Here is a 25,986-nt window from a genome sequence, read left to right as displayed (position 1 = left end):
TCCTTTTCTACCATTCCATGTTGGGGTAGGCGCGCTGCACGAATTGCAGCTCAGCCAAAATATAGCCCAGGTATTCCGTATGCATACGGCCATCCTTGCCACCGCTTTGCATGTATTTGACTTCCGGCTTTTGGAGGGTGGCTTGCTGCAGGATTTCGTCTATTTTGCCTTGATAGGCTGCCTGAAGCGCGGTAAGGTCCGGCCCAATTCCAGCCTCGAAGATCGTCTGATCCACGGCATCCGGGGTGAGGAGCTCACCGGTGTAGATGAAAAGAGCATCCAGAGCTGTCTGTATTTTTTGGTGGCTCTCAGCTGTGCCGTCGCCCAGGCGGATCACCCACTCGGAGCTGTACCGAAGGTGGTAGGTGATTTCCTTTAGTGACTTTTCAGCTATAGCTTTGAGGTGTTCGTCATTGCTGTTGACGAGGCTTTTATGGAGGAGAAAGTTAAAGGCATCAAATAGGAACTGCCGTACGATGGTGTAGGCAAAGTCTTCATTGGGCTGTTCTACCAGGAGCACATTCCGGTATTCCATGACGTCCCGCTTGTAAGCCAAATCGTCTTCCGTACGCCCTTTGCCCTCAAGCTGAGCGGCATACTGCAACAAGCTGCGTGCCTGCCCCACCTGATCAAGGGCGATGTTGGTCATTGCGATGTCCTGTTCGAGAATAGGACCATGTCCGCACCATTCCGAAAGGCGGTGGCCAAGGATGAGGGCATTATCGCCCATGCGGAGCAGGTATTGGTATTTGGCGTCGGCTAATGTCATGATCAAACGTTCTGAGGCTTACAGAATGAAAGGAGGAAAAGGCAGCCCGGAAGGAGCTCCGGGCTGACAAAGCACTTACATATGTTTCACTTCGTCCGGAAGATTGTAGAAGGTTGGATGGCGGTACACCTTATCATTGGCCGGGTCGAATAGAGATTCGCTTTGGTTAGGGCTTGAGGCCGTGATATGTTCGGATTCCACCACCCAAATACTCACACCTTCCATGCGGCGGGTATAAACATCGCGGGCATTTTCAATCGCCATTTTAGCATCAGCAGCGTGGAGGCTGCCTACGTGCTTATGGTTTAGGCCATTTTTGCTGCGGATAAAGATTTCCCACAGGGGCCAGTTTTTCTTTTCGCTCATGGGTTAGGCTACTTTTTGATTGTTTTTGGCAGCTTGGCGCTGTCGGCGTTTTTCAGCATGTGCCAGAGCGGCATCGCGCACCCATTGCCCTTCTTCGTGGGCCCGGCGGCGTGCTTTCAGGCGTTGACGGTTGCAGGGGCCCTCACCGCTGACGACCTGCCAGAATTCGTCCCAGTTGATGGGGCCGAAATCGTAGTGACCCGTTTCTTCATTGTATTTCAAGTGCTCATCCGGTATTGTCAAACCGAGGAATTCTGCCTGTGGCGCTGTGATATCCACAAAGCGCTGCCGGAGTTCATCATTGGTGAAGCGCTTGATTTTCCAAGCCATCGATTGAGCGGTGTGCTTAGACTCCGCATCGTTGGGGCCAAACATCATCAAGGAAGGCCACCACCATCGGTTAAGGGCATCTTGTGCCATCTTTTTCTGCGCTTCAGTGCCCCGGGCAAGGGTCAGCATGATTTCATAACCTTGACGTTGGTGAAAACTCTCTTCCTTGCAGACCCGGACCATTGCTCGGGCATACGGCCCGTAAGAACAGCGGCATAGGGGCACCTGATTCATAATGGCAGCACCGTCTACCAGCCAGCCAATCGCACCGATATCCGCCCAGCTTAGAGTAGGGTAGTTGAAAATGCTGCTGTACTTGGCGTTGCCGGAGTGGAGCTCATCAAGGAGGTCATCCCGCTCTGCACCCAGGGTCTCGGCAGCACCGTAGAGGTACAAGCCATGCCCCGCTTCATCCTGTACCTTCGCCAAAAGCGCAACTTTTCGGCGCAGGGAAGGGGCGCGGGTTACCCAGTTGCCTTCGGGCAGCATCCCGACTATTTCGGAGTGGGCGTGCTGTGAGATTTGCCGGATCAGCGTCTTACGATACTTGTCCGGCATCCAGTCTTTAGGCTCTATTTTTTCTTCGGCATCAATACGTGCCTGGAATTGATCTTCGAGGTGTGCGTAGTCTGTTGGCGCTGTCATGTCGTCACAAGGTTATATCAGACGGCAAAATAGCCTTTGCGATATGCAAATATAATAACTTAGCACTATAAAAACGAACGTTTGTTCGTTTTTGTTCGCATAAAGCATGGGTTTCTGTAAACCTCTGTCTATCAGTCCTATTGAGTCTTAAAAGCTGTTCTTACCACGCTTAGGAAATCGGTAGCAATAAGCGCATTGGAAGCGAGCATTTCTCCTCCATGCAACCAGTTGCTCCCGCCTTGGAAATCAGTCACTATCCCACCGGCTTCCTGTACGATCAGGGCGCCGCCAGCTACATCGTAGGGCTGCAGGCTGTATTCAAAAAAGCCATCGAAACGGCCGCAGGCTACATAAGCCAGGTCGACTGCAGCCGAGCCAAACCGGCGGATGCCCCGGGTGTGCTGCATGAAGTGCTCCAGAGCCTTCAGGTAGGCTTGTGTCTGATCATAATCGTAGTAGGGGAAGCCGGTAGCCAGAAGCGACTCCGGCAGGCTTGGCCGCTGACTCACCCGGATAGAGCGCCCGTTGAGGTAGGCCCCGCCGTCTTTCCAGGCATAGAATGCTTCACTTTGGTTGACTTCATAAACGATGCCGAGCACAAGTGCCCCTTCCACTTCCAGCCCCAGGCTAATAGAGAAGACCGGCAGCTGAAAAAGGAAATTGGTAGTGCCGTCCAGCGGGTCTACAATCCATCGTAAATCCCCCTCCGTGTTTTCCACAGTGTCTTCTTCGGTCAGAAAACTACACCCGGGGGTGATGGCTTGCAGGCCCTCCACCAGCTGGGCTTCAGCAGTTTTATCGACGTAGGAAACCAGGCTGTTGAGCGCTTTTTCTTCGATTTGGCTGGTGCTGACATTGCCTAGTTCCTGGCGAAGGAAACGGGCGGTTTGCTCCGCAAGTAGTACGGCTTGCCGGCAGATGTTAGATAGGTCCATGATTAGTCTTCGAGTTGATAAATGGCAGGTAGGTTGCGGCCGAGTTCATTGTAGTCGAGCCCGTACCCCACCACGAATTTGTTGGGGATTTCGAACCCGGTATAATCGGCTTCTAAGGGTTTGACCCGTGCCTCAGGCTTGGAAAGCAGGGCGGCAATGCGCACCGAAGCCGGTTTTTGGGCCTGCAGCTGGGGCAGGAACCTATGCAGTGTGCGCCCCGTGTCGATGATGTCTTCCACCAGGATAAGGTGTCGGCCTTCCACTGGCGCTTTCAAGCCAATCATGGTGATGACTTCCCCGGAGGAACTCGTCCCCTCGTAGGATTTCAGGCGCACGAAGGCAAAGTCAGCATCGAAATGGCAGGCTCTGGCCAGATCAGCGGTAAACATAAAGGCACCGTTCAGGATACCAATGAAGAGCGGCTTCTTGTCTTGATAGTCCGACGTAATCTCCTGCCCGAGTTCACGTATGCGGGCTTGTATTTGGGCTTCGCTCAGGTAGGGTTTGAAGTGTAGGTCGTGCAGTTGTATGCGTTCTGCCATGAAGTGGGGCGTTTTGCTAAAATTGTCGTAAAGGTAATGGCAAAAATATAGTAATGGTTGTAACTCTGCCACTACTTCATCCTGCCGGATCAGTCCAGCCCGTAATGATCAATCAGGTAGACCAGGCTCATCATGGAGGCGGCACCAAGCTCCAACTCTCTTTTGTTGACCACATCCGGCCCGTCAATAGGGGTGTGGTGGTAATCGAAATAGCGCTGTGAATCCGGCTTGAAGCCAAAGAGCAGCCCTTTTTGGCTCTTGAGGCCGGAAATGTCGGCGCCGGAACCTCCTTTCTCAAAGTCGAGCCCGTACGGGGCGAGGATGGGGATCCACTCGATGACCCGCTTGAATTTTTTAGTGAACACTTCATCGTGCCCGTCGGCAGTAAAGCCGCGTGGAGTGAAGCCGCCCCGGTCAGATTCAATGGCAGCGGTATGATATTCTTTCTGCTCGTCTGACCATTTCCAGTAGGCCCGCCCGCCGCGAAGGCCGTTTTCTTCATTCATGAAAAGCACGCAGCGGATGGTCCGTTTAGGCTGATAGCCCATGAGCCGGATTTGGCGTAATACCTCCATCGCATGTACGCAGCCGGCGCCATCGTCGTGTGCGCCCGTGCCTACATCCCAGGAATCCAGGTGCCCGCCCACAAGTATGATCTCCTCCGGGTATTCCGAACCGCGGATTTCACCGATCACATTATAGGAAAGGGCCTCGCCGAGCATGCGGCTGTTGTTGCGCATGTACACGCGAACGGGCTCTTCCCGCAGCAGTCGGCTGAGCAGTTCTGCATCATTAGTGCTAATCGCAATAGCCGGGATGGGGTCTGCCTGATCATCGTAGGCCGTAGAACCGGTATGGGGGATATCATCGAGGCGGGTCGTCAGGGAACGTACCAACGCCCCCACCGCACCATAACGGGCCGCCCGGGATGCACCATAGACCCGCTGTCCGGCAGCTTTGCCGTAGGCAGCAAAAGTATTCAGCTCGGTGGGGTCCATCGGTTGGTTGAAAAAGGCGATCTTTCCTCGTAGCTGTTCGCCGAGGCTATCTACCTCATCAAGGCTGCGCAATTCCACTACCTCAGCCGTAATGCCGGCTGGGCCCGTACCCACTGAATTGCCCAGGGCCAAAGCATTCAGTTCCACACTGCCCATCTTCATGGAGTTGACGATGCGCACCCGTTCCGGCTCGCCCCGCTCCCAGTGCGGCACCATGACCGGTTGCAGCCATACGCTGTCGAGCCCGAGGGTGTCCAGCATCTGACGGGTATACTCTACCGCTGCTGCCGCCTGCGGGGAGCCCGCCAGCCGCCCCCCAATGCGCCGGGTAAGGTATTGCAGCCAGTCGTAGCACTGACTGTTGGTTAGGGTATGGTCATAAATTTTCCGGATGAAGAAGGCATCTTCGTTGGTGGAATTATCCTGTGCGTGTATCGAGGGTACTGTGCAAAGGGACAATACCAGAACGCTGAGCATGATTTTGAAAGATCTCATGACCCAAAGATAATTTTTTTCATTTTTTTTCGGGAAATCCTTCGGCAAGGCAGCTGAAAATCAAACAGAACGAGGTTCGGAAATATATTTGGTACGAATTTAATGATCGGAATTAAATTTCAGGAGGGCGCTTATTTTTTTATTAAAATATCTAGAAACCTATATATGTGCCTTTCTAATATAGTCAATTTTGATTAGAAAAGACCTTTTGTTTTAAGTTTCACAAGCCCGGGCCTGCTTTTTTAACAATTTTGTTATTGTATTTTTTACACAAAGTACTTACCTTTGTATTATCGAAAGAGAGAAAAACAGAAAAGCACCTTAAAGCTTTTCTTTGTTATAGAAGTTATAATTTGGTTTTATTTGGTTAGGGCTGAGGTAGTGCTGTGGTAGCGCTGCCTCTTTTTTTTGTTCCTGCCGCACCGTTTCCCCGCTCTATTGCCACTTCACTTCCACTTCAATTTCCTGCTCTTCAGACAGCACTGTCTCCTGAGTGGTAACCAGGCGGTACCCCTGGCCGGGCTGAAAATGTAAATCCTGACGGACATCTGCGACGATGCTGTTGGTACGGTTCTCAATGTAAATATCCGAGACCTCACCCTGATCGTATTTTACGCGCAGCAGCCGTGTCTTAAGGTCCGCTCCGGTCGCCGTATAGGTGACTTGCTTCAGTTGACTCCCCTCGAAAGTGCTGTCCGCTTTGTATTTGTCTACCCAGGCTTTACGATTGATATCGGAATTGAGAAAGGTCTTCAGTTCTGTTCGGTAATCGAGCGAGTCAAACTGTTGGGTTTCCCGTTGGCCTTCCACCAATATGGTCTTGCGGACTTTGGGCTGTTTCTGGTTGAGGCTGGAGATTTGCGCTTCGATGTAAGCTTCAAGGTCGAAGAAAGGATCAGGTTGGTTGGCTACAGCGGCGACCTGCTCTTCGCAGGAAGTGTGGAGCAAGGCGGTAAGCAGGACCAAAGCAAACAAAGGGGCATATTTCATACTGATGAAGGTCTGACGGTTTTTCATATCCTTTGAGAACGCTTTTCAGCCCATCAGGTTGCAGAATTGATAAATGGGTAACGGATATCCGTCAGGTAGAGCCCATCCGGAGGGGCGCTAAGGCTTTTGGGCAGGCGGGTTTGCTGCTCAAGCGCGGTGCGTACCGCTTTCAAATCGAGCTTGCCCTGTGCGACATTCAGGCACATGCCCACGATAAGCCGTACCATACCTCTTAGGAAACGATCGGCAGCAATATGAAAGACCATGCTACGGGCTGTCCGGTCTATGATCCACTCGGCCCGGCGCAGGTCGCAGCGCATCGTCTTTACATCGGTGTTCGACTTGCAAAATGGGTAGAACTCCTGGTACTCCGGTAGCAATCGCGCGGCTTCCTGCAACAGCGCTTCGTCCAGTTGCGCAGCAAAGGGGAAGAAGTACCGGGTATCTTTCCCAAAAGGATTCTTGCGGAAGTCCACATGGTATTCATAGGCCCGGTGAGTTGCATCGAAGCGTGCATGCGCATCCGGTGCTACTTCAATAAACCGGTAAATGGCGATATCCGGGGGCAGGAATTTGTTGATCCGCCGGTCGAAGCCCTGAGGGAAGCCGCCCTCAAAATCAAAGTGCAGAAAGTATTGTTTGGCATGAACGCCTGCATCCGTGCGCCCGCAGCCCACTACTTCAATGGGTGTATTGAGAATGGTGCTCAGTGCCTCCTCAATAGTGCCCTGTACACTGCGCTGCCCCGGCTGGGACTGCCAGCCTACGTAATTGGTGCCGTTGTAGCCGAGTTCTGCAAAGTACCTCATGGAATAGCTGTGCTTGGCGCAAAGCTACAATTTAATCCCAATCCCAGTAACTGCCAAACCCGCCAAACCGGAAGGTAATCCCAACCGTTGGGCTGCTAAAATCCTGATTATCCAATCCTGGCAGACGGCTGACGCCATTTACAATCCGGTAGCCGCCGGTTAGTCCGACGCGGAAGAACTTGGTCATGTTCAGTTCTATGCCAATCTCAGGCGTAAGGACAAAGAGGCGGTCTGATGGCAGGTCAGCTATATCGTGTTCCAGGTCGGCCCGGCCCCAGCCTACTTTCAGACTGGAGTAAAGGTGCATTTTCCGTTCGATATCCCGCACATAGCCAAACCAAAGGCCTCCGTGGCCGAAGTCGATATCGGCGTCAATTTCGGTCAGCTCCCCATCAATTTCTGTTTCAAAGATGACCTCCGGGTAATCGGTGCCCATGCCGTAGCCGCCGATAAAGAACTCGTCCAGGATCAGGGCACCGCCACCGCCTACATCGGCTACGAGCTGCCCGTTGATGGAGCTGAACTCAAGAATAGGGCCACCAAACGCGCCAAACGAAGATATATCATCAAATAAGGCTTCGTGCTGTGCGGAAAGCATGGTGGTAGCCATAAAGCAAAGACTGAATAAGATCGGGTATTTCATAAAGGTTGGTTTTAATCATAAAAGTCCGGCGGTATCCGCCCTGAACATATCCCGCTTTGATGATGTATTTTTAAAAGGTATACCCCTATTGACCGATCGAATCCTTTACTTATCAATCAAGTCACAGTATGAATTTTCAAGCCGAAGTCATTGAGAAAAGCCATAAAATGCCTGTAGTGGTGGATTTTTGGGCCTCCTGGTGCGGTCCGTGCCGGGTGTTGGGCCCAACTATTGAAGCACTGGCCGAAGAACAATCCGACCGTTGGGCATTGGTGAAGGTCAATACCGAAGAAGAGCAAGCTCTGGCAGCAGAGTATCAGATTCGAAGTATCCCCAACGTCAAGATGTTCCACAAAGGGCGGGTGATTGCCGAATTTGCCGGTGCCCTGCCCCGTACGCAGATCGAAAACTGGCTGGCGAACAACTTGCCGGATGGCAGAAAGGAAACCCTGGACCTCATCCTGGAGCGCCTGGACGGCGATGGCGATCTTTCTGAGCTGGAGGCCTTTGTAGCGCAGTACCCGGACATGAAGGATGCCCGTCTCGCATTGGCGATGGCGCTGGCCGTTAGTGCGCCAGACCGGGCGGAATCTTTGCTGCAGCCCATCAAGGTAGGGGACCCTTCTTCAGAACAGGCCGAAGCGGTCCGGACCATCGCAGAATTGATGAAACACGAAACGGATGGCTCTGCCTCTGGCCAGGCTATCGCTAAAGCCCAGGCTGCATTAAAGCAGCGGGACTGGGAAAATGGCATCAAAGCCATTATCGAAGCAGCTGGCAAAGACAAGTCCTATGCCAAAGACTTGCCGCGCCGGGCAGCCATCGCCTGCTTTCACGCCTGGGGCAACGACCATCCGCTCACGAAAACCTACCGTCGGCAATTTGATATGGTGCTGTATTAGTGTCGAAAGAAACAGCAGATTTAGTGATCGAATTTGGCTTTTTGATAGGCTAAAGACTGCTTACTTTCATTCTGAAAGGGGCCCATGCTGACTTGTTGGCATGGGTTTTTGTTTTTGGTAATGGGCGAGATAGATCAATTAAAAAACAAGGCTTTGCTGACAAAAGTCATTCGACGGCCATAAACCGACCTTTACATTTGTATTGCTTAATAAAACAACAGGCTACATGGCAGCACAATCCTACTTAATGGGCGCTATTGCAGTACTGGCATTCGTTGCCGGGCAATGGTGGCTGGCTGTTTTAGCCGCATTGATGTTGCTGTACTTTGGCGTGCTGAATGCGAAGGTTTCGGAACGTCAGTCAGACTGACTTCCCACACCAGCTTTTTATTGAGCCATAAGTTTTTCATAGTGACGGAGAAAAAATAAATGATGGAATTTTGATTCGCTAAAATTTTCTAAACAACTGACTAAAGGGAGGTTGTGTGAAAATATTAGCGAATCCTAAAAAATCGTATCGTTTATTTCCGTCAAACTACATATTACTTTTTTCAGGCACCATCAGCGTGCTGAAAAAAATTTAGTGTTATCGGTTTTAGATAGAGCCCTTCATGCCAGCGAAGGGCTCTGTTTTTTTGCCAAGTCCTTATGGTTTGCTCTGTTAAGAGGAGCAAAATGAGATTTCAGTGAATCGGGCAAATTTGCCAGTACGTAACCTCCTACTTTTACAGTGTACTTATAAAAATAGCAAGCGTAAATATCCATAGGTATGGGGCGCCTGATTAATCGGGCCATAGAAAAGATACCATAATAGCCCGGAGATACTAAAGAGGATTGTTCCTGCCTGGAAGGTTGTGCTATTGCTGAGACAGAATAGCGCAACCTTCTTTTTTTACCCTTGCATATCACGAAGCTAAAAGCAGCTAAAAAGTAGGATTATGAAAAGAGTATTATTTGTACTAGGTCACCTTAGCGACTCCGATATCGAGTGGATGATCGAGCAGGGCCATCAGCGCCAACTCACTACTGGTGATTATTTGGTCCGCCAAGGCGAGCCTATCGAAGAAATCTACATCGTACTATCGGGCAGTCTCCGCATATTTAATGAGGAACAGCCTGAGGTCGAGGTTGCTCAGATTGCCTCCGGTGAGATCATTGGGGAAATGTCTTTCCTGGATGAGCGCCCCCCCTCCGTATCTGTAGTCGCTAACGAAGCCGTCAGTGTCTATGCGATTTCACTGGAAAGGGTCAAACAATACATGGAAGCCAATACCCGCTTTGCGGCCCGCTTCTATTACTCCATCGCGCTGTTCCTCTCGGACCGCCTCCGGAAAACCACCAGCCGCCTGGGCTACGGTGCGCCAGAAGACGACGCGGACGAAATCAATATGAACGTACTCAATCAGGTAGGCAAAGCGGGCAGCCGCTTCAGCCGCATGCTCAGTAAATTCGCAGAAAGCTAAAAATATAATTTCTTATGTTGCTTAAATCTTTACGCATCCTGGGCATGGTATGCCTGGGAACCGGGACGCTATTGGCTCAAGGGCAGGAAATTAATGGTGATTTACTGAATTTATATCAGCTCACCCTGGCTAAGAGCCCAACCGTTAAGCGTCAACAAATACAAACAGGAATTGCAGAGGCTGCCCGGCAGACGGCACGCAGCCAATTCGATTATCACCTGGCTTCAGATCTAAGCCTGAGCCGGGGCGGATACAATTTGCTTAATGCCGACCCAAGGCGTTCCATTGCTGGTAATGAGATTAATACCAATGACTTACTGCTTTCCGCTCAGCTTCAGCGTACTTTCCGGAGTGGTACCATGGCCAGTATTGGGCTAAATTACCAACGGGTGGCCGACAGCTATCCATTCACAGCCTTCAACGAAGAAGTGGGGGCATTTTTTGCAGATAACAGCACAGGCACCTCTCTTTCCATTTCTCATCCACTGCTTAGAGGCCGGGGACAGGATATCGTTACAGCAGGCGAAACGCTGGCCGAGCTTGGTTGGGAAAGGCAGCAGGGCAACGCCGTCTTTGTCACTTCGCAGCAGCTGCTTAGAACCCTTAGTGCCTATTGGCAGTACCGTGGTGCCAGCGAATCTTATGAAGTGTACCAGGCTAATGAGGCCCGGGTACGGTCTGTATTACAAATGACCAGAGAGCTCGTGGCAGCTGATAAAAAGCCTACCGGTGATTTGACTCAGGTGCAGGCTGACCTGATCGATAAAGAGCGGCAAACCATCATCGCAGGGCAATCTCTCTATAACGCTCAGCAGAATTTGGGCAGGAGCCTGGGGCTGGAAACCGAAGCCAGCACTCAAATCAGCCCGCCACTGAGCATATTCCCGGCATTAGACACCACAGAGGCTCCACCTACCCTGAATGAGCTGCTGGAGATTGCAAGGGCCAACCGGGCTGACCTGCGTGCCCTTAGCAAACAGCTCGAACAGCAAAGTACGCAGCTGGAGGTAGCACAAAACAACCTGCGCCCGCAGCTCAACGCCAATGCCTTTGCTAACTACGGCGGAGCAGCAATGGGTAATGGGCTTGACCGGTTTGTGCGGGCTTTAGCCAACGATGAAGGCCGTAATTATCAGGTAGGGGTAGGGTTAAACTACACGTTCCCGCTCAACAACAATCAGGCCGAAGCAGCTATGCTCCGAACCCAGCTGGAAATGGCAGACATCGAGACCTTTTACCAGGATCAGATTCGAAACATTGAGCTAAATGTCAGTATTGCCTATAATAACTACCTGAACAGCGTGGAAGCGGTAAAGAAAGCCAATCAGTCGCTGAAATACTACGAAGAGGTCTTCGAAAATGAGCAGTTCAAATTCCAGAACGGGCTCACTACCCTGCTCAACCTCATTCTCCTGCAGGAGCGCCTGACCTTTGCGCAACTGGAGTTCATTCAGGCGCAGCAACAGTATGCTATAGCGATCGGTAACCTCCGGTTTGAAACCGGTACCCTGTTTACGGGCAATGAAATTAGTACAAATGGTCAGGCTGTAGACCCCACTATTTTCTATAGCCTGCCCAGACGATAGTCATAGACAGAACAATTAATAAGAAAAAATAATATAAAAATACATAAATTATGGCAGCGCCTAGTTTTTTTCGTAAGTCAGCATTGGAGAAGCTCTCCACACCTGAGAAATTAGACCAGCTCATTCAGGTCACCAGTACCCGGGCATGGATTGCCCTGATGACGATTGCTATTGCCTTAGTTACTGCGGTAACCTGGGGTTGCTTTGGACGTGTCAAGACGAAGGTCAACACCGCTGGTATACTGCTGGGTGGCGAAGTGTACGACGTCGTCTCCACTGCTCAGGGGCAGTTAGTTGATCTTAAAGTGGAAGCGGGCGATCAAATTGAAAGGGGCGACGTCGTCGCGACTATCGATCAGCCTGAGCTTCTTCAGCAAATCGATGTAGCCGAGGCCGCCCTGAATGAGCGGCAGTATGAGCTTAAGCAATTGCTGACCTTTGGCAACAAGGATGCACAGTTACAGAATGATCTGCTTGAGCAAAAACGCCTGAGCCTGGAACAGCAGATAGAATCAACTAAAAAGAATATTGTCTTTTTACAGCAGCAGCTCAAGACCGAGGAAGGCCTGCTTGAAAAAGGGCTGATTACCCGCCCACAGGTTGTTGCCAGTGAGCAAAAGCTGGAGAATGCGCAGAATCAAATTGAAAGCCTGCGCGCCCAGTTGGTGCAGCTTTCCTCCCAGGCGCTCAATGCCGACTTCAGCCAGGAACAGCGCGTGACCGTGTTGCGGCAGCGTATCGCCCAGGACGAAATCCGCCTGGAGCAGTTGCGGGAGCAATATGAGATCAAATCCACCATTACCAGCCCTCACGACGGACAAGTAGTGGAAGTACTCTCCAGCAAAGGCGTGGTAGTAGGCATGGGCACCCCACTTTTCAAACTGAAGAACGACATGGCAGTAGCCGAAAATGGTAAAATCCGTGGCTTGCTGTATGTCCCTTCTCAAGATGGTAAGAAGATCAAGGTGGGGATGGAAGCTCTTGTGGCACCTGCTACTGTCAAACCACAGGAGCATGGCTACATGAAAGCCAAAGTGACCTACGTATCTGCCTTTCCGGTTACCCAGCAGGGGATGATGACGAGCATGAAAAATGATCAGCTGGTCAATAGCCTGCTGCGAATGGGCGCACCTTTCGAAGTCTACGTGGAGTTTGAACAGAACCCGGATGCCTACAGTGGCTATGCCTGGACTTCTGCCAACGGGCCCGACATCACCGTCAACGCCGGCACTTCTTGCAATGGGAAGATTACAGTACAGGAACAACCGCCCATCGCCATGGTGGTCCCGGCCTTCAAGAAGTTTTTTGACCTGTATTGATCCTCTCCCATCTAAAACTTGAATGTGATGTTTCCTACTATAGATAAGAAGAAAAGCAAAAAGCAGCAAAAGCCAGCCGTCAGCAAGCGGGTCAAAACACCTACCATCTTGCAGATGGAAGCCGTGGAGTGTGGTGCAGCCGCCCTTGCCATCATAATGGGCTACTACGGCCGTAAAGTGCCTTTGGAAAAGCTGCGCGTCGCCTGTGGCGTATCCCGGGACGGGCTTAAGGCCACTAATATTATGAAAGCGGCACGGTCCTATAATATGAAGGCAAAGGGATTTGCTAAATCCATTGATAAGCTCAAGGAGGCAGAAATGCCGCTTATCATTTTCTGGAACTTCAACCACTTCCTTGTACTGGAAGGGTTTGGGAAAGATAAGGTTTATTTGAGTGACCCTGCGCAGGGGCGGTATCAGGTTTCCTACGAGGAATTTGATGAATCCTACACCGGGGTGGCGATTGATCTCCGGCCAGGTGAGGGCTTTGAAAAAGCGAACGAAAAAGAGGGGCTGACTACCGCGCTGCGCAGCCGGATCTCCAATTCACAGATGAGCCTGGTCTTCATCGTGCTCGCCAGCTTGTTTTTAGTGATTCCGGGATTGATTATTCCTTCCTTCACGCAGATGTTTATTGACCAGTTTCTGGTAAATGGGCGGTCCAACTTCGTCATGCCGCTGCTATTGGCTATGGGAACGGTATTTGGCGTCAATGCCCTGCTCATTTTTATCCAGCAGTACTACTTACTCCGTCTGGAGACGAAGCTGGCGCTTGCTACGTCCAGTAAGTTTTTGTGGCATATTATGCACTTGCCCATCGCATTCTTCACGCAGCGTTCTGCCGGAGAAGTGGGCAACCGAGTCACCCTAAATGATAAAGTAGCGCGTCTGCTGAGTGGCGACCTCGCTAATGCTGCGCTGAATGTCATCGTAGTTGTTTTCTACGCTTTGCTTATGTTTAGCTATGATGTTCTCCTGACCACTATAGGTATCGTCATTGCCGCGGTGAACGTAGTTTGCCTACAGCTCGTTTCCCGTGCCCGTAAGGACAGCAACCGCCGCCTGGTTAATGAAAGTGGCAAGCTGATGGGAAGCACGATGTCAGGCATTAGCATGATAGAGACGCTGAAAGCCAGCGGTCGGGAGGGCGACTTTTTCACTACCTGGTCAGGGCACCTGGCTAAGGTGATGAACGCACAGCAAGAACTGGGCTGGCTGTCGCTGCGGCTCAATATCATCCCACCTTTTCTGATGGCCCTGAATACTGCTGTAATTATGGGTGTGGGCGCACTTCGGGTCATGGATGGCAATATGACCCTGGGTATGCTGGTGGCTTTTCTTTACCTCATGAATAGCTTCATCCGCCCTGTTAACCATTTGGTAGCAGTAGGGTCTACCCTTCAGGAAACGGAGGGGGATATGAACCGGATTGATGATGTCCTGGACTATGAAGTAGCTGAGGAATTCAGCCGGCAGGACAAACCCGAGGAGGATAACACGACCATGAGAAAGCTGACCGGTGCGTTGGAGCTCAAGGATATCAAATTCGGCTACACCCACGCTATGCCAGCTTTGATTGAAGATTTTAGCCTTAAGCTGGAGCCCGGCAGCCGGGTCGCGTTGGTGGGCGGCTCAGGCAGTGGGAAGTCTACTGTGGCCAGGCTGGTTGCCGGGTTGTATGACCCCTGGGAAGGCGAATTGCTCTTTGATGGCAAACCCAGGTATAATATTCCGAGGTCCGTCATGAATACTTCCCTTGCTGTTATTGACCAGGACATCTCCATGTTCAAAGGCACGATCAAGGAGAACATTGCTTTCTGGGACGACACCATCCCGGAGCGGGATATCATTCAGGCCGCTAAGGATGCAATGATCCACGAAGTGATCGCCTCCCGCAAGAACGGCTACGACAGTGAGGTCTCGGAAAAAGGCACCAACTTCAGCGGTGGGCAGCGGCAGCGCCTGGAAATTGCCCGGGCCCTGGTGCTAAACCCCTCCCTGTTGGTCATGGATGAGGCAACAAGTGCGCTGGACCCAAAGTCAGAGAAAATCATCATGGACAATATCAAACGGCGGGGCTGTACCTGCCTGATCGTAGCGCACCGGCTGAGTACGATTCGCGACTGCGACGAGATCATTGTCATGAAATTCGGAAAAATAGTTGAACGCGGCACCCACGAGGAGCTTATTGCCCGGGATGGCCTGTATGCCGAATTGATCAACTCCAAATAGTATATCGTCATGAAGTTTAAACCTACCGAAGTCATATTGGGCGCCAGCAAGCCTTTTATTCTCGATAAGCCTGACTATTGCTGGATGATCGCGTCCGGAGAAGTTGAAGTGTATTACCTGACCCGGGACGAAGAAGGGAACCTGACAAGCAGCCGGCATCATTTATACACGGCTCAAAAGGGCGACCTGCTCTTTGGCTTCCGGACAGATGGTGGTTTTGACCCCTTCACGCTCGCAGTGGTGGGGTCGGGCTGTAAATTGATCGAGGTCCATAAATCTGTTATCGGGCGGCTCCACAAAGGGCAGCTCACCCAAAAAATAGACTGCTGGGTCACAGCTTTTGCCAATTATATCCACCACGAGAACAGCCCCAGGGTATACCAGGATTTGACCGGGGCAACGGAGCCCGTAGGGCTGGAACAGAAGAGGGTTGCTTTTCCCGGTAAAGGCCTGCTTTGGGCCAGGCTCACAGCAGGTGAGGTCTGCTATTTTGGCAATACACAAGATCGCCTTTCCACCGAAGCAGATGCCCGGTATTTGCTGCCTGTTTCCCGAGAGCTTTGGATCAAGGCAGTTAAGCCAAAGTCTGCTGTGGAGTTAATGGATACCCGGGCGCTGGTGGAAGATGAAATTAGCCTGATGTTGTCCATCCACCATTTGCAGGCTTATTTTCTGCGGGAGCTGAAAAACCGCTTTGCTGAGCTTAATGACGCAGCTTCAGAACGCTTAATGGCAAGGGCTAATGCAGACAGCCATTCCATAGAGCGGGGGCTCAAGGCATTGAAGAATATCGTCTCTCCTGATGAAGAGGAGATTGTTTTCGGTGATATTGACAGTCAGAATACGCTATTGGGCGCCTGCCAGCTAATCGGAAAGGTCTCTCAATTCACGTTCACTCAGCCCAAATATCTGAGTGATTATGAAAATAACCTGACCGGTCAGCTGGCTGCCATTGCGAAAGCTTCCAACGCCCGTACCCGCAAGGTCATTCTCAGAGGTAAATGGTGGGCACAGGAAAACGGCCACTTACTAGCATTTACCCACGAAGGCAAGCAGCCGGTGGCTCTGATCCAAAAACCGACTGGTGGTTATCTCCTTCAGAATCCATCCGATCAGACGCATACTGAGGTGACGGAAGCTGTAGCACATACCCTGGATCCCACCGCTTATATGTTTTTCTACTCCTTTCAGGAGCGCATGTCGTCCATCAAAAAGATCGGGCAATTTGCCATTCGGGGTTTGCATAAGGATAGTGTGTTTATCATTCTCGCAGCTCTGGCTGGCAGTTTGATCGGCCTGCTTACGCCTGTATTGTCCGGCGTACTCTTCGACGATGTGATCCCGCAGGCGGACCGGAGTTTTCTCTGGGAAGTCTTTGCCATCATGCTGGTTATTGCCGTGGTGAAGACCTTGCTGGAGCTAACCAAAGGTATTCTGCTGTTGCGGGTGGAGACCAAATCTAATATTACGGTACAAGCCGGTCTAATGGACCACCTGATGCGGCTGCCAGTGACCTTTTTCCGGCGCTATTCGGCAGGCGACCTGACCATGCGGGCACTGGGTATTAATACCATCCGGCAGATGCTTTCCAAAACGGTCCTTACAGCAGTCCTGAGCGGTACCTTCTCTATCGTCAATCTGTTTCTGCTATTTTACTATGACAGCAGCTTAGCGTGGGTAGGGGTAGGATTAGCCGTATTGGCGGTATTGATCATCGGCAGCCTCGGCTTTATGAAACTGCGGTACGACCGGCAGCTATCAGACGTGCAGGGCAATATTCAGGGGTTTCTTTTTGAATTCCTCAACGGCATCAGTAAAGTGCGGGTAAGCGGTTCGGAGCGCCGGGTCTTTTCCCTGTGGGCGGATCAGTTTAGCCAGCTTAAAAATTTGGGCTTCCGCTCGGGCAACTATCAGAACTTCGTGGAGGTCTTCAAAGGTTCCTATCCGCTACTGACCAACATCTTCTTCTTCAGTTTTATCTTTTACACTTTGAACAATGCGACTGAGGCAACGGGATTGATTTCAGTTGGCGTATTTATGGCCTTCGTAACGGCCTTCAACCAATTCCTGAATGACTGTCTGAGCATGTGCATGGGGCTGATATCCTCCCTGAACATCATCCCACTCTATGAGCGCCTGAGGCCCATCCTGGAAGAAGAGCCGGAGTCGGCAGTCGATAATGCGGATCCGGGCGAGCTGTCCGGCGAGCTGGAGTTCAATGGCGTCAACTTCCGCTATCATGAGGATCAGCCCTTGATCCTGAAGGATGTTTCCTTTAAGATCAACCCCGGTGAGATGGTAGCTTTTGTAGGGCCTTCGGGCTCAGGTAAATCTACCGTGATGCGTCTGCTGCTTGGTTTTGAGGAGCCCGAAGCCGGCTCCATCTACTACGACGGGCAGGCCTTTGACTCGCTTAACAAAGAACAAGTACGCCGTCAGTTGGGTGTGGTATTGCAGCATGGCTCACTAATGCCCGGCAGTATTTATCAGAATATTGTCGGTAGCTCTGAACTTACTTTGGAAGACGCAGAATCCGCTGCTGCCATGGCCGGTTTGGAAGAAGATATCGAGCAAATGCCTATGGGTATGCATACCGTTATCAGTGAAGGCGGCAGCACCTTTTCCGGAGGTCAGCGGCAGCGGCTGATGATTGCCCGGGCGATTGTGCATAAGCCTCGTATCCTGTATATGGACGAAGCGACGAGTGCGCTTGATAACCGCACGCAGCGTATCGTGTCCGAGAGCCTTGACCGCTTGCAGGCTACGCGAATTGTCATTGCCCACCGCCTGAGCACAATTGTCAATGCGGACCGCATCTTCGTAATGGACCAGGGCCGTATCGTTGAATCTGGCACCTACAATGAGCTTATGGCGAAAGATGGGCTGTTCTCTACTTTGGCTAAGCGACAAATAGCATAGTCCTATGACCGTAAGCATGACTCATCAGCGACTGAGGGCATATACTCAGGAGGAAGACACGCTTCGGGCGCTTCACGACTATTTATTGCCCTCCTTTGTGCAGACAGTTGAAGCCCCGAAACAGTCGCTTGAAGACGCGGCCCTCGTGGAAACCTGGGAAGGCTATCTGATGGAGGCAAAAGAATCCGGTGTGTACCCTACTCTGTGCAGGCATTGGGTGCAGTTCCGGTTTCCAATAGCTGAAGGTATAAGTAATTCGGACAGTTATCGGCGGGCAACACGCCGGGGCGCCTCCACCCTGCGAATGCCGGAAGCCCATGGGTTGGCCCTGAAGGCACCGGACAGGCTAAAGCTATTCCTCTATGCCTCTCCCGCCGGACGTATCCCTGTACTGGTTGCAGAAGAACGAGTGGATTTTGAGGCTATCATTCGAGCACTCTGCTATTGCAATGAGCCCCGGCCTGTACCAGCTTCTATGGGAGCAGCGCTGATTAAGGGGCTCAACAACTGGAGCCGGGTGCGAAAGCTGCAGGCGCTGGGTGGTTATTCTAACCTGTCAGAGCATAAGGATTTGTTTCAGGACAGCGTAATTGTGCTGAGCCGCATTCCCTATAGTAATGTTCCGGCAACAGTTCTTGGGCTTGAGGCCGAAAACTGGCTGGAACAATCGCTTCAAATACGACTGGCTCACGAGGGCGCTCATTACTTTACCCTTCGGCGCTTTGGAAGCATGCACATCAATATGTATGACGAGCTTATTGCCGACTACGCCGGTATTAAAGCCGTACAGCCGCATTTTCGGGCTGAATGGTTTCTGCGGTTTATCGGATTGAAGGATTACCCCCGGCTAAGGGAGGCTGGCAGGCTGAACAACTACCTGGGGGAGCCCCCTTTAGATCGTCCTGCCCGTGAGGCGCTGCAGGCTATTCTTCGTGATGCAGCCCTGCAAGTGGAAGCCTTCGACCATAAGGTACAGTCCCAGGAAGGGGCCGATAAGCATTGTCAGTTACTGGCGCTTTGCCATCACAGTTTGCTGGAAATGTCTGCACCCAGCGGGAAAGAACGGTTGCTGCAGACATTCTATGAACTTCAACAATCCCTTGAGCTATGAGAACGGAAATGCTTTACGAAATCAATACCATCCTAAGCAATATCACTTTGGCAGTGGATGCCGAGCGCAGCACGGTTTTTCTGATTAATGATACGGACCACACCCTAAACAGCCTGGTCTCTCAGGGAATTGAGGACAACCTGATTACAATGCCTTTGAGCAGTGGCATCGCGGGGCGTTGCGCCCGAAAGGGGCAGCCCGAGGTGGTCAACGATGTATCGCAAAACCAATACTTCAATGCTTATTTCGATGAGATAACCGGATACACAACACAAAAAGTGGTTTGTGTACCCATTCGAAATGAAGCACAGGAGATCATTGGGGTGATTCAGTCCCTGAATAAGAAACAAGGCGGTTTCAATCAGAGGGACGTTACGATTCTGCAGAGCTTTTCTGATGCGGTGGCACTCGCCATTAAAAACGCACAGCTTTACGCTTCTGCAGAAGCCATTAAGAATGACATTGCTACCCTGCTCCGGGTGTCCTCTTCTATCAACTCCAAGCTAGACCTCAGTAGCTTGATTAAAATGATCATTACCAAGGCTTCTGAAATCACACGTTCTGACCGCAGCAGTTTCTTCCTGCTCGATCAGGAAGAAGACGTGCTCTGGACCAAATTTGGAGAAGGATTGGGGACTCAAATCATCAAAACGAATAAGGGGCTGGCTTACAGTGTGGCTAAATCCCGGCAACCGCTTATCGAAAATGATCCCTATCGCAACCCCAATTTTGATCAGTCAGTAGACCGTAAAATGGGCTACCGGACCCAATCCATTATCAGCATCCCTGTCTTCAACGCCAACCGTGAAGTCATCGGTGTGATTCAGTCGATCAACAAGAAAGAGGGGGCTTTTACGACACAGGATTTGTTTATCCTTAATGGATTTGCCTCTCAGATTAGTGTTGCTATTCAGAACTCTACATTGTTCGAGGAAATCAGCACCATTAAGAATTACCTGGATATTCTGTTCGAAAATCTGGACAACGGCATACTGACGATTGAAAAGGACGGCCGGGTTAAGACCGTCAACAAGCGGTGCTGCGATATTCTGGGTGTCCGTGCAGAAGAGCTTATCGGGCAGGACTACCACGATTTAGCGGCTAAATACTATGATTTTCTGGGCTATACCGACTACACTATGCGATCGGGCGAGAAATTCGAAAAGCTGAACATTGAAAGTACCAACCTTTACAACAAAAAACTGGTACTGAATTTTAATGCTCTGCCGATGAAGAACCCTGAGGGAGAAAGTATAGGGGTCATTAACGTTATCCGGGATATTACTTCAGAAGAGCGGGTCAAAGAGAACCTCAACCGCTATTTGCCGCAGCACGTCATCAATGAGATCATCAACAACGACGATTTATCGCTTTTCAATGGTGAATACACCCGGTGCAGTATCCTGTTTAGCGACCTTCGCAACTTCACTTCGCTTACCGAAAAGCTGGAGGCCATTGAAGTGGTCAACTTCCTGAACCGCTACTTTGATGTTATGGTCGACTACGTATTCGAGCATAACGGTGTGCTCGACAAACTCATTGGTGATGCCATTATGGCGACCTTTGGCATTCCGTACAATACTGAGCGCGACGCAGATAATGCCCTGCAGGCTGGGGTCAGCATGATCCGGAATTTGCACCGCGTGGGCGATATCACGCACCTCAAATATCAGTTGGGTATGGGTATTGGCATTGCTACCGGCGATGTGATTGCCGGAAACATTGGCTCTACCAAAAGGTTTGAATACACCGTAATTGGCGATGCCGTTAACCTGGCCTCCCGGCTGGAAGGGCTGACTAAGTTCTACGGCGTGCATATTCTGGTTTGTGAGGATACTTATCACCAATTAAGCGGTGCTTACCATTGGCGTGAGCTGGATTGCATCAAGGCTAAGGGCAAAGACGAACCGGTAACCATCTATACCCTGGCCAGTCTGCCCGGTGAGCAGCCCTGTGATGACGGGCGGCGGCTACTTGACTTTTACGCAGAAGGGCTACAGCTTTACCGTCAAAAGAACTTCCGGTCTGCCGAGCTGGCCTTTAAGAAGGCACTGTTATTTGATGAGCACGACCGCCCTTCACAGTTATTTTTGGAGCGCTGTTCCGAATTTAAGGCCTGCCCGCCCCAAAGTGGATGGGACGGTACCTGGCAATTTACCAAAAAATAGATGATGGCGCCTTTATTGCAGATCCGTATAGGTTTACGACAAGCGCCTAACCTTGTGGAATTTATTATCTAAAGTTTGCAAAATAAGGTGCCAAAAATCTTCAAAGGGCAAAATTTCAAGCTCATGGGCCTGATTGCTGAAGTTGATAGCAGTTGTTTTCATGCGCTTCAGGTATTTTTGCGCTCTGCGCTCCGCTCCGTTTCGATGAAAGGCAGATTTAGGGATTTCCAGCAGCATTTTTATGAAGCAGTTGCAACGGAAGTTTGGGTCGTTGCTCTTCAGGTAGCGGTCGCAGTATTTGTTGAGCGCGTCTATGCGTTCGACAGCAGGGTCGTATTTGTGTTGCAAGATTAGGAAAGCCATCTGTATGATCAGGACCGGAATATTCATGCCCTGTTTGTCTTTAGCAAAAGAGGGGATTTCGTTCAGGAATTTTCCGAGCCGCACCTTAGAGAAAGACCGGTCGCCGGGAGCTAGTTCAAATTTGCCCAGCAGGTACAGGAAGTGCAGGTGCATTTTGTACAACGACCAGGTTTCGTGCAGGATAGCGTAGGCATCATACCGCGGGTGATTGACCACTTCATAGTAACTATCGTAGGCACTCTGATAGTTTTTAGTATGTGCGGAAAGAAGGAAAAGGTACTCCTGCGTTTTAAACCAGTTGAAGGTTCCCTCTTCCACTAATTCACTACAGGTGATGGCTGTTTTTTTTCCTTCTTCAAACTCTCCCAGTTGTATATGGCATACCAGTTTATTTAGCAGGAAGTTTAGGGCGCCTCCTTTAAATTCAAAGTTGCTCTGATCAAGGTAGGCTATAGCTTCTGCACAGATGCCCTTGGCTTCCTGATAATTAAACACCCCCATTTTTCCCAGTAGCTGCACCTGATATAGGTAGTAGTAGAATTTGACATTCGTAGCCTTTTCCTTCAGAGGGGTGAGTTCTTCGAGGTACTTCCGGGCATCCGCCTCTATTTGGGGGTTTGCGATTACGCTATCCTGAGCGTGGTCAAGTACAAGCTTCATGTAGTATTTATGGGCCAGGTTATTGTAAGCTTCTTCCTGCCGGTAGCGCTTGTAGAGTTCATCGTAATACTCAAATCTTTCCCGGTTTTTTTCTCGGAGGGCATAGTGGTTGCGCAGGAAAAGAGCGATATTGACGATAAGGCTGAGGAAATCATGCTGAATAGCTTTGCGCAGCAACCGCTGGGCAATCGCTTTAGCGGAGGTCCGGGCTGACCGCTCGATGAGGATCTGACAGGCCGCCCATTCCTTCCAACACTGATAGTAAGCTTCGTTCCGGTCTTTCCCACCACCTGACTTGACCAGGAGCAAAGCATCAACCAGTCTTTTTTTTAATTCGTATTTAAGGTTGCGATACTTATTACTTACCCGCTGCTCGCCGTAAATCAGCTCAGTTGCTTCCAGGTCACTCGCTACTTCCCCTTTCTGAATAGTATCGAATAGTTGCTGCATTTTGGAGCCGTTGCCTCCAAAATAGGTTGTAGTGAGGCTGGCATCCTGAGCAGCGGTTTGGGTAAGGATATAGACTAATTCACGTAGTTCTTCCATACTAGATAGAGCTTTATGCGGTTTCAATCGGGACGGGCTTGACTGACATCAAATGAAAAATCAAGAGAGCTGTTTAATTCGTAATTTTTTTGCTAGTTGAGATTTGTTTTAAAAATAAAAAGTTGCGAAAGCTTGTTTATATCAAAGATAAGTATTTAGGTTGTTTTTTTATATATAAATATTTATTAAGTGATAGTATTTAGGATTTTTATTGATTAAGTGTTTGGTTGTCAGTGTGTTGAAGTGAATAAACGGCTATGGGGTGTTAATTTTGATCTGACGATCTTGCTGATTCTGTCATTGTGTTGCCTGTAAATCGATTATATATTTGTTATATAAGTTGTAAAGTACATCTAAGCATGCTTCGTCTTAGAAGCCAACCGCAAAGATAGCCCTTGGTCAAATAGCGGTTTAGTCGGCAAGCATGTATACCGCTCCCTGCACAGCCAAATCAACGCTTAAATATGCACAGTATTCACGCGTTTCAAGTATTACACAAGGGCCTGCATACACATATTTAAGAATAATGCCTCGTTTTACATCTAATAACGGATCCCATACAGGGTACCATTAGATCGTGCTTGTACTTTTTGAATTGACTATGCTTAAATACATAAATTAACCTAAACTAACCGCTATGTACACCCTTTTAATCTTGACACAGGAAACACCAATATTTGTTTCAAAAATTATTTTTCCAAAAAATGATTCTTTACCAAAAATAAAATCTGATAATATAATTATTGATGAATCATTTGAGCTTTAAAAGCTGAATTTTAAAAATTAGATAAGATTAAAACGATTCAAAAATGACTGTTAAAACGTCTAAATTCAAAGCTCGCCCGGTGCAAACGGAGCCAGTTGTTCAGCAAACCTTTGCTGAGGTAGTCCTGGGGCGACCAACCGCAGAGTGTAAGAACCTGGGTATCTGCAAAATGGAAAACGCCTGCACCAATAACTTTCTGGGCTACGATACCAGTAAGGCAGAGAACCGGCTCTACGGATTAGCCAGCCTTAAGGAAAACGATTACTTTGAGCTTTCCTTCCCCCGCAGCTCTTTGAGCCCGTATGCTTTCCGAAAGCACTTCGGCAGCGGGTACTTCCAGCTGGAAGAGGATTATAATGCCAGTCCGGAGTTCATGGGCAGGCCCATTCATTTACCTAAAGGTAACTACAAAGTAACGCTGACCGAGAGCCTCGTCTCTGTCCGCATCAATCTGTAATTTTTATTTAGCAAGGTGGCGTTCTTCAGGTATGGAGAGGTAGTGTAGGTTAACAATCTGCATACGGCTCCTCTGGCCATTTTTTGCCCTTGCCAGTGGTAATCTGCCGCCGGGCAAGCTCATTGTCAAAACACAAAGTGCCATGAATCAAGCGATTGCTAATACAAATATTAACTGGGAGTCTGAAGCTGTGCTTTCTCAGATTGCCAGCCATATCCAGAAACCTCTTGATGAAATCGTTCGGCTAACACGGTATATACAAACCCGTACACAGCAAAAAGACGCTGAGACCAACCGGGTTTCCACCATTATGCTGGAAAGCAGCGAACAGCTAGAGATGTTGATCCAAAATATCTTGGAGATTGAGCGTCAAAAGCTGATCAAAGTGGAAGTACAGGATAAATTTAAATATCCCGAGCTCTTTCAATTTGATGCGGAGGCCCTTTCTAAACGGCAGGAATTCCTGTCCGGGGATGACAGCCAGTCCGCCAACCCCGTGGCCCAGGCCGACCTGGAATGGCTCATGGATCTGGAAGCCACCATTTTAGACCACCTTGATGCTTCCTTCCTGAGCGTCTCTTGGCTGGCAGAGGAGTTAGCCGTCAGTCAGCGGCAGCTCTTCCGCATCGTGGAGAAGCATACCGGCCTAACGCCCAACCGCTACATCCGCAATCTGAGGCTTTATAAAGCCAGAACGCTGCTGAAAAACTATGCTTATAAGACCGTAAACGAAATTGCTCAGGCGGTTGGCATACGCGACCCTTACTATTTTTCGCGGCTTTTTAAGAAGGAATTTGGTGTGATGCCGAAGGAGCTGCTGAGTTGAGTGAGGATTTATTTTCACGGTTTTACAGAAAAGTATTTTTGACCGTTTTTTAGGCATTTTCATCAGTTCGCCAGCCCTTAATTTTACATCAACGAATGAAACAAAGCACAAATAACCAAGCCATGAAAAGTGAACAGAAAGTACTGTACGAGGTACTGCAAAAAGCTTGGAAGGATCCAGAGTTCCGAAAGCGGCTGATCCAAAGCCCCGTGGAGGAAATTGAGCGCCTGACTGGGGCGCGGATTGTGCTACCGGAGGGAAAGACCCTGGAGGTTTATGATCAGACAGATGCTTCCAAGGTGTATTTGAACCTACCGGTTATGCCTGATATGGGAGAGATGGAGCTTTCGGATGAGCAGCTGGAGGGGATTGTGGGGGGAGCTATAATTTCTTTAATGCCTGATGAATTGCAGCGGTTTGCTACATGCATCCGCCCTTAGTTACAAAAGTTGCTAAATGAAAGTTTTTTGGCATTTTTTCGAGCGTGTGTAGGATATATTTGCAGTATACGATTATACAATCTTATTAGGTAAAACTATTCTTTAATCAGTATTTTAAATCAATTGAAAATGAAATTAAGTAACAAACAACAGGAAGGCAAGCTGTTTTTGGAGTCAATAATCAAAAAATGCTGGGACGATGAGGCGTTTAAGCAAAGATTAGTGGCAAGCCCCCAAGAAGCGTTGGAGTCTTTTACAGGTAAGAAGCTAAATCTTCCGGATGGTTATCGGATTGTAGTCAATGACCAGACAGACAACTCCTACAACTACATCAACATTCCTAGACAGCCTACTTCTGACATGGAGCTAACAGAAGAGCAGTTAGAAATGATTGTAGGTGGAGACCTAGGCGCTTCAATTTTGTTAGGATGCTGTATTTATTTAGCAGCAAATCTAATCAAAGATCACTTGTCGTAGCACCTTTGCAATGGTCCTACAAGCCAGGATTCGGGATTTTCCTATTTTTCAAGGCTAAACCATAGACAAATGCTGACTCAAGCATAACTATATCGCAGTAATTTACCTTAAATATAAGATATCCCCTACTTGTGTGTGTATAACAAATTGCACAAGTTAGCTATCTTTAAAGTATGAAGAAGCCAACCCCCACCCCGAGCGAGCTAGAACAAGTTGCCGACGAGATACT

General features: G+C 49.7%; 23 protein-coding genes. 13 read left to right on the top strand and 10 right to left on the bottom strand.

Annotation, left to right across the window (positions count from 1 at the left end; all coding sequences use genetic code 11):
- Positions 1–7 precede the first annotated feature (7 nt).
- The 9 genes from paaC to MRY86_RS19575 form a co-directional block, all read right to left on the bottom strand.
- Complete coding sequence (gene paaC, locus MRY86_RS19615) at positions 8–769, bottom strand: 1,2-phenylacetyl-CoA epoxidase subunit PaaC (protein WP_293570220.1); 762 nt, start codon at positions 767–769, stop codon at positions 8–10.
- Positions 770–844: 75 nt separating this feature from the next.
- Complete coding sequence (gene paaB, locus MRY86_RS19610; protein WP_293570218.1) at positions 845–1,135, bottom strand: 1,2-phenylacetyl-CoA epoxidase subunit PaaB; 291 nt, start codon at positions 1,133–1,135, stop codon at positions 845–847.
- Positions 1,136–1,138: 3 nt separating this feature from the next.
- The gene (gene paaA / locus MRY86_RS19605; RefSeq protein ID WP_293570216.1) at positions 1,139–2,110 is read right to left on the bottom strand and encodes a 1,2-phenylacetyl-CoA epoxidase subunit PaaA; all 972 of its coding nucleotides are present in this window, start codon (positions 2,108–2,110) and stop codon (positions 1,139–1,141) included.
- 137 nt (positions 2,111–2,247) lie between these two features.
- Complete coding sequence (locus MRY86_RS19600) at positions 2,248–3,045, bottom strand: inositol monophosphatase family protein (protein ID WP_293570214.1); 798 nt, start codon at positions 3,043–3,045, stop codon at positions 2,248–2,250.
- Between the two features lie 2 nt (positions 3,046–3,047).
- Entirely contained in the window at positions 3,048–3,587 is a 540-nt protein-coding gene (gene hpt, locus MRY86_RS19595; RefSeq protein WP_293570212.1) for a hypoxanthine phosphoribosyltransferase, read from the bottom strand.
- An 89-nt stretch (positions 3,588–3,676) separates the two neighbouring features.
- Positions 3,677–5,080, bottom strand: coding sequence for a M28 family peptidase (locus MRY86_RS19590; RefSeq protein WP_293570210.1), 1,404 nt, complete (start codon positions 5,078–5,080; stop codon positions 3,677–3,679).
- A 435-nt stretch (positions 5,081–5,515) separates the two neighbouring features.
- Positions 5,516–6,097 (bottom strand): hypothetical protein, encoded by a 582-nt coding sequence (locus MRY86_RS19585; protein WP_293570208.1) that lies wholly within the window; start codon positions 6,095–6,097, stop codon positions 5,516–5,518.
- Positions 6,098–6,123: 26 nt separating this feature from the next.
- Positions 6,124–6,879, bottom strand: a complete 756-nt coding sequence (gene truA, locus MRY86_RS19580; RefSeq protein ID WP_293570206.1) for a tRNA pseudouridine(38-40) synthase TruA — start codon at positions 6,877–6,879, stop codon at positions 6,124–6,126.
- 31 nt (positions 6,880–6,910) lie between these two features.
- The gene (locus tag MRY86_RS19575) at positions 6,911–7,522 is read right to left on the bottom strand and encodes a hypothetical protein (protein ID WP_293570204.1); all 612 of its coding nucleotides are present in this window, start codon (positions 7,520–7,522) and stop codon (positions 6,911–6,913) included.
- A 128-nt stretch (positions 7,523–7,650) separates the two neighbouring features.
- On the opposite strand from MRY86_RS19575, the gene trxA reads away from it, so the two are divergent.
- The 9 genes from trxA to MRY86_RS19530 all read left to right on the top strand — a co-directional run bounded on the left by trxA (position 7,651) and on the right by MRY86_RS19530 (position 21,222).
- Complete coding sequence (gene trxA, locus MRY86_RS19570; protein WP_293570202.1) at positions 7,651–8,424, top strand: thioredoxin; 774 nt, start codon at positions 7,651–7,653, stop codon at positions 8,422–8,424.
- Positions 8,425–8,650: 226 nt separating this feature from the next.
- The gene (locus MRY86_RS19565; protein WP_293570200.1) at positions 8,651–8,794 is read left to right on the top strand and encodes a hypothetical protein; all 144 of its coding nucleotides are present in this window, start codon (positions 8,651–8,653) and stop codon (positions 8,792–8,794) included.
- 568 nt (positions 8,795–9,362) lie between these two features.
- Positions 9,363–9,887: a cyclic nucleotide-binding domain-containing protein gene (locus MRY86_RS19560; RefSeq protein ID WP_293570199.1), complete on the top strand. Its 525-nt coding sequence runs from the start codon at positions 9,363–9,365 to the stop codon at positions 9,885–9,887.
- A gap of 14 nt (positions 9,888–9,901) precedes the next feature.
- Entirely contained in the window at positions 9,902–11,473 is a 1,572-nt protein-coding gene (locus MRY86_RS19555; protein ID WP_293570198.1) for a TolC family protein, read from the top strand.
- Between the two features lie 50 nt (positions 11,474–11,523).
- The gene (locus MRY86_RS19550; protein ID WP_293570197.1) at positions 11,524–12,792 is read left to right on the top strand and encodes an NHLP bacteriocin system secretion protein; all 1,269 of its coding nucleotides are present in this window, start codon (positions 11,524–11,526) and stop codon (positions 12,790–12,792) included.
- 27 nt (positions 12,793–12,819) lie between these two features.
- Positions 12,820–15,024, top strand: a complete 2,205-nt coding sequence (locus MRY86_RS19545) for an NHLP family bacteriocin export ABC transporter peptidase/permease/ATPase subunit (RefSeq protein ID WP_293570195.1) — start codon at positions 12,820–12,822, stop codon at positions 15,022–15,024.
- A gap of 9 nt (positions 15,025–15,033) precedes the next feature.
- A complete protein-coding gene (locus MRY86_RS19540; protein ID WP_293571832.1) occupies positions 15,034–17,943 on the top strand; it encodes an NHLP bacteriocin export ABC transporter permease/ATPase subunit in 2,910 nt (969 codons plus the stop codon).
- Between the two features lie 4 nt (positions 17,944–17,947).
- Positions 17,948–19,054, top strand: coding sequence for a hypothetical protein (locus MRY86_RS19535; protein WP_293569411.1), 1,107 nt, complete (start codon positions 17,948–17,950; stop codon positions 19,052–19,054).
- Entirely contained in the window at positions 19,051–21,222 is a 2,172-nt protein-coding gene (locus tag MRY86_RS19530; RefSeq protein ID WP_293569409.1) for an adenylate/guanylate cyclase domain-containing protein, read from the top strand. Before MRY86_RS19535 ends, MRY86_RS19530 begins: the two co-directional genes overlap by 4 nt.
- A gap of 33 nt (positions 21,223–21,255) precedes the next feature.
- Here MRY86_RS19530 and MRY86_RS19525 read toward each other — a convergent pair whose 3' ends face one another.
- Positions 21,256–22,791, bottom strand: a complete 1,536-nt coding sequence (locus MRY86_RS19525) for a hypothetical protein (RefSeq protein WP_293569407.1) — start codon at positions 22,789–22,791, stop codon at positions 21,256–21,258.
- Between the two features lie 809 nt (positions 22,792–23,600).
- On the opposite strand from MRY86_RS19525, the gene MRY86_RS19520 reads away from it, so the two are divergent.
- From MRY86_RS19520 to MRY86_RS19505, 4 genes are all read left to right on the top strand, one after another.
- Positions 23,601–24,014: a hypothetical protein gene (locus MRY86_RS19520; protein ID WP_293569405.1), complete on the top strand. Its 414-nt coding sequence runs from the start codon at positions 23,601–23,603 to the stop codon at positions 24,012–24,014.
- Between the two features lie 142 nt (positions 24,015–24,156).
- A complete protein-coding gene (locus MRY86_RS19515) occupies positions 24,157–24,840 on the top strand; it encodes a helix-turn-helix transcriptional regulator (protein ID WP_293569403.1) in 684 nt (227 codons plus the stop codon).
- 122 nt (positions 24,841–24,962) lie between these two features.
- Positions 24,963–25,280: an NHLP leader peptide family RiPP precursor gene (locus MRY86_RS19510; protein ID WP_293569401.1), complete on the top strand. Its 318-nt coding sequence runs from the start codon at positions 24,963–24,965 to the stop codon at positions 25,278–25,280.
- 129 nt (positions 25,281–25,409) lie between these two features.
- Entirely contained in the window at positions 25,410–25,757 is a 348-nt protein-coding gene (locus MRY86_RS19505; RefSeq protein WP_293569399.1) for an NHLP leader peptide family RiPP precursor, read from the top strand.
- Positions 25,758–25,986: the final 229 nt, after the last annotated feature.

It is taken from the genome of Phaeodactylibacter sp. (assembly GCF_022763345.1).
Classification (GTDB): domain Bacteria; phylum Bacteroidota; class Bacteroidia; order Chitinophagales; family Saprospiraceae; genus Phaeodactylibacter.
The sequence above is the reverse complement of the archived record's forward strand: the minus strand, read 5'-3'. Positions and strand labels throughout refer to the sequence as shown.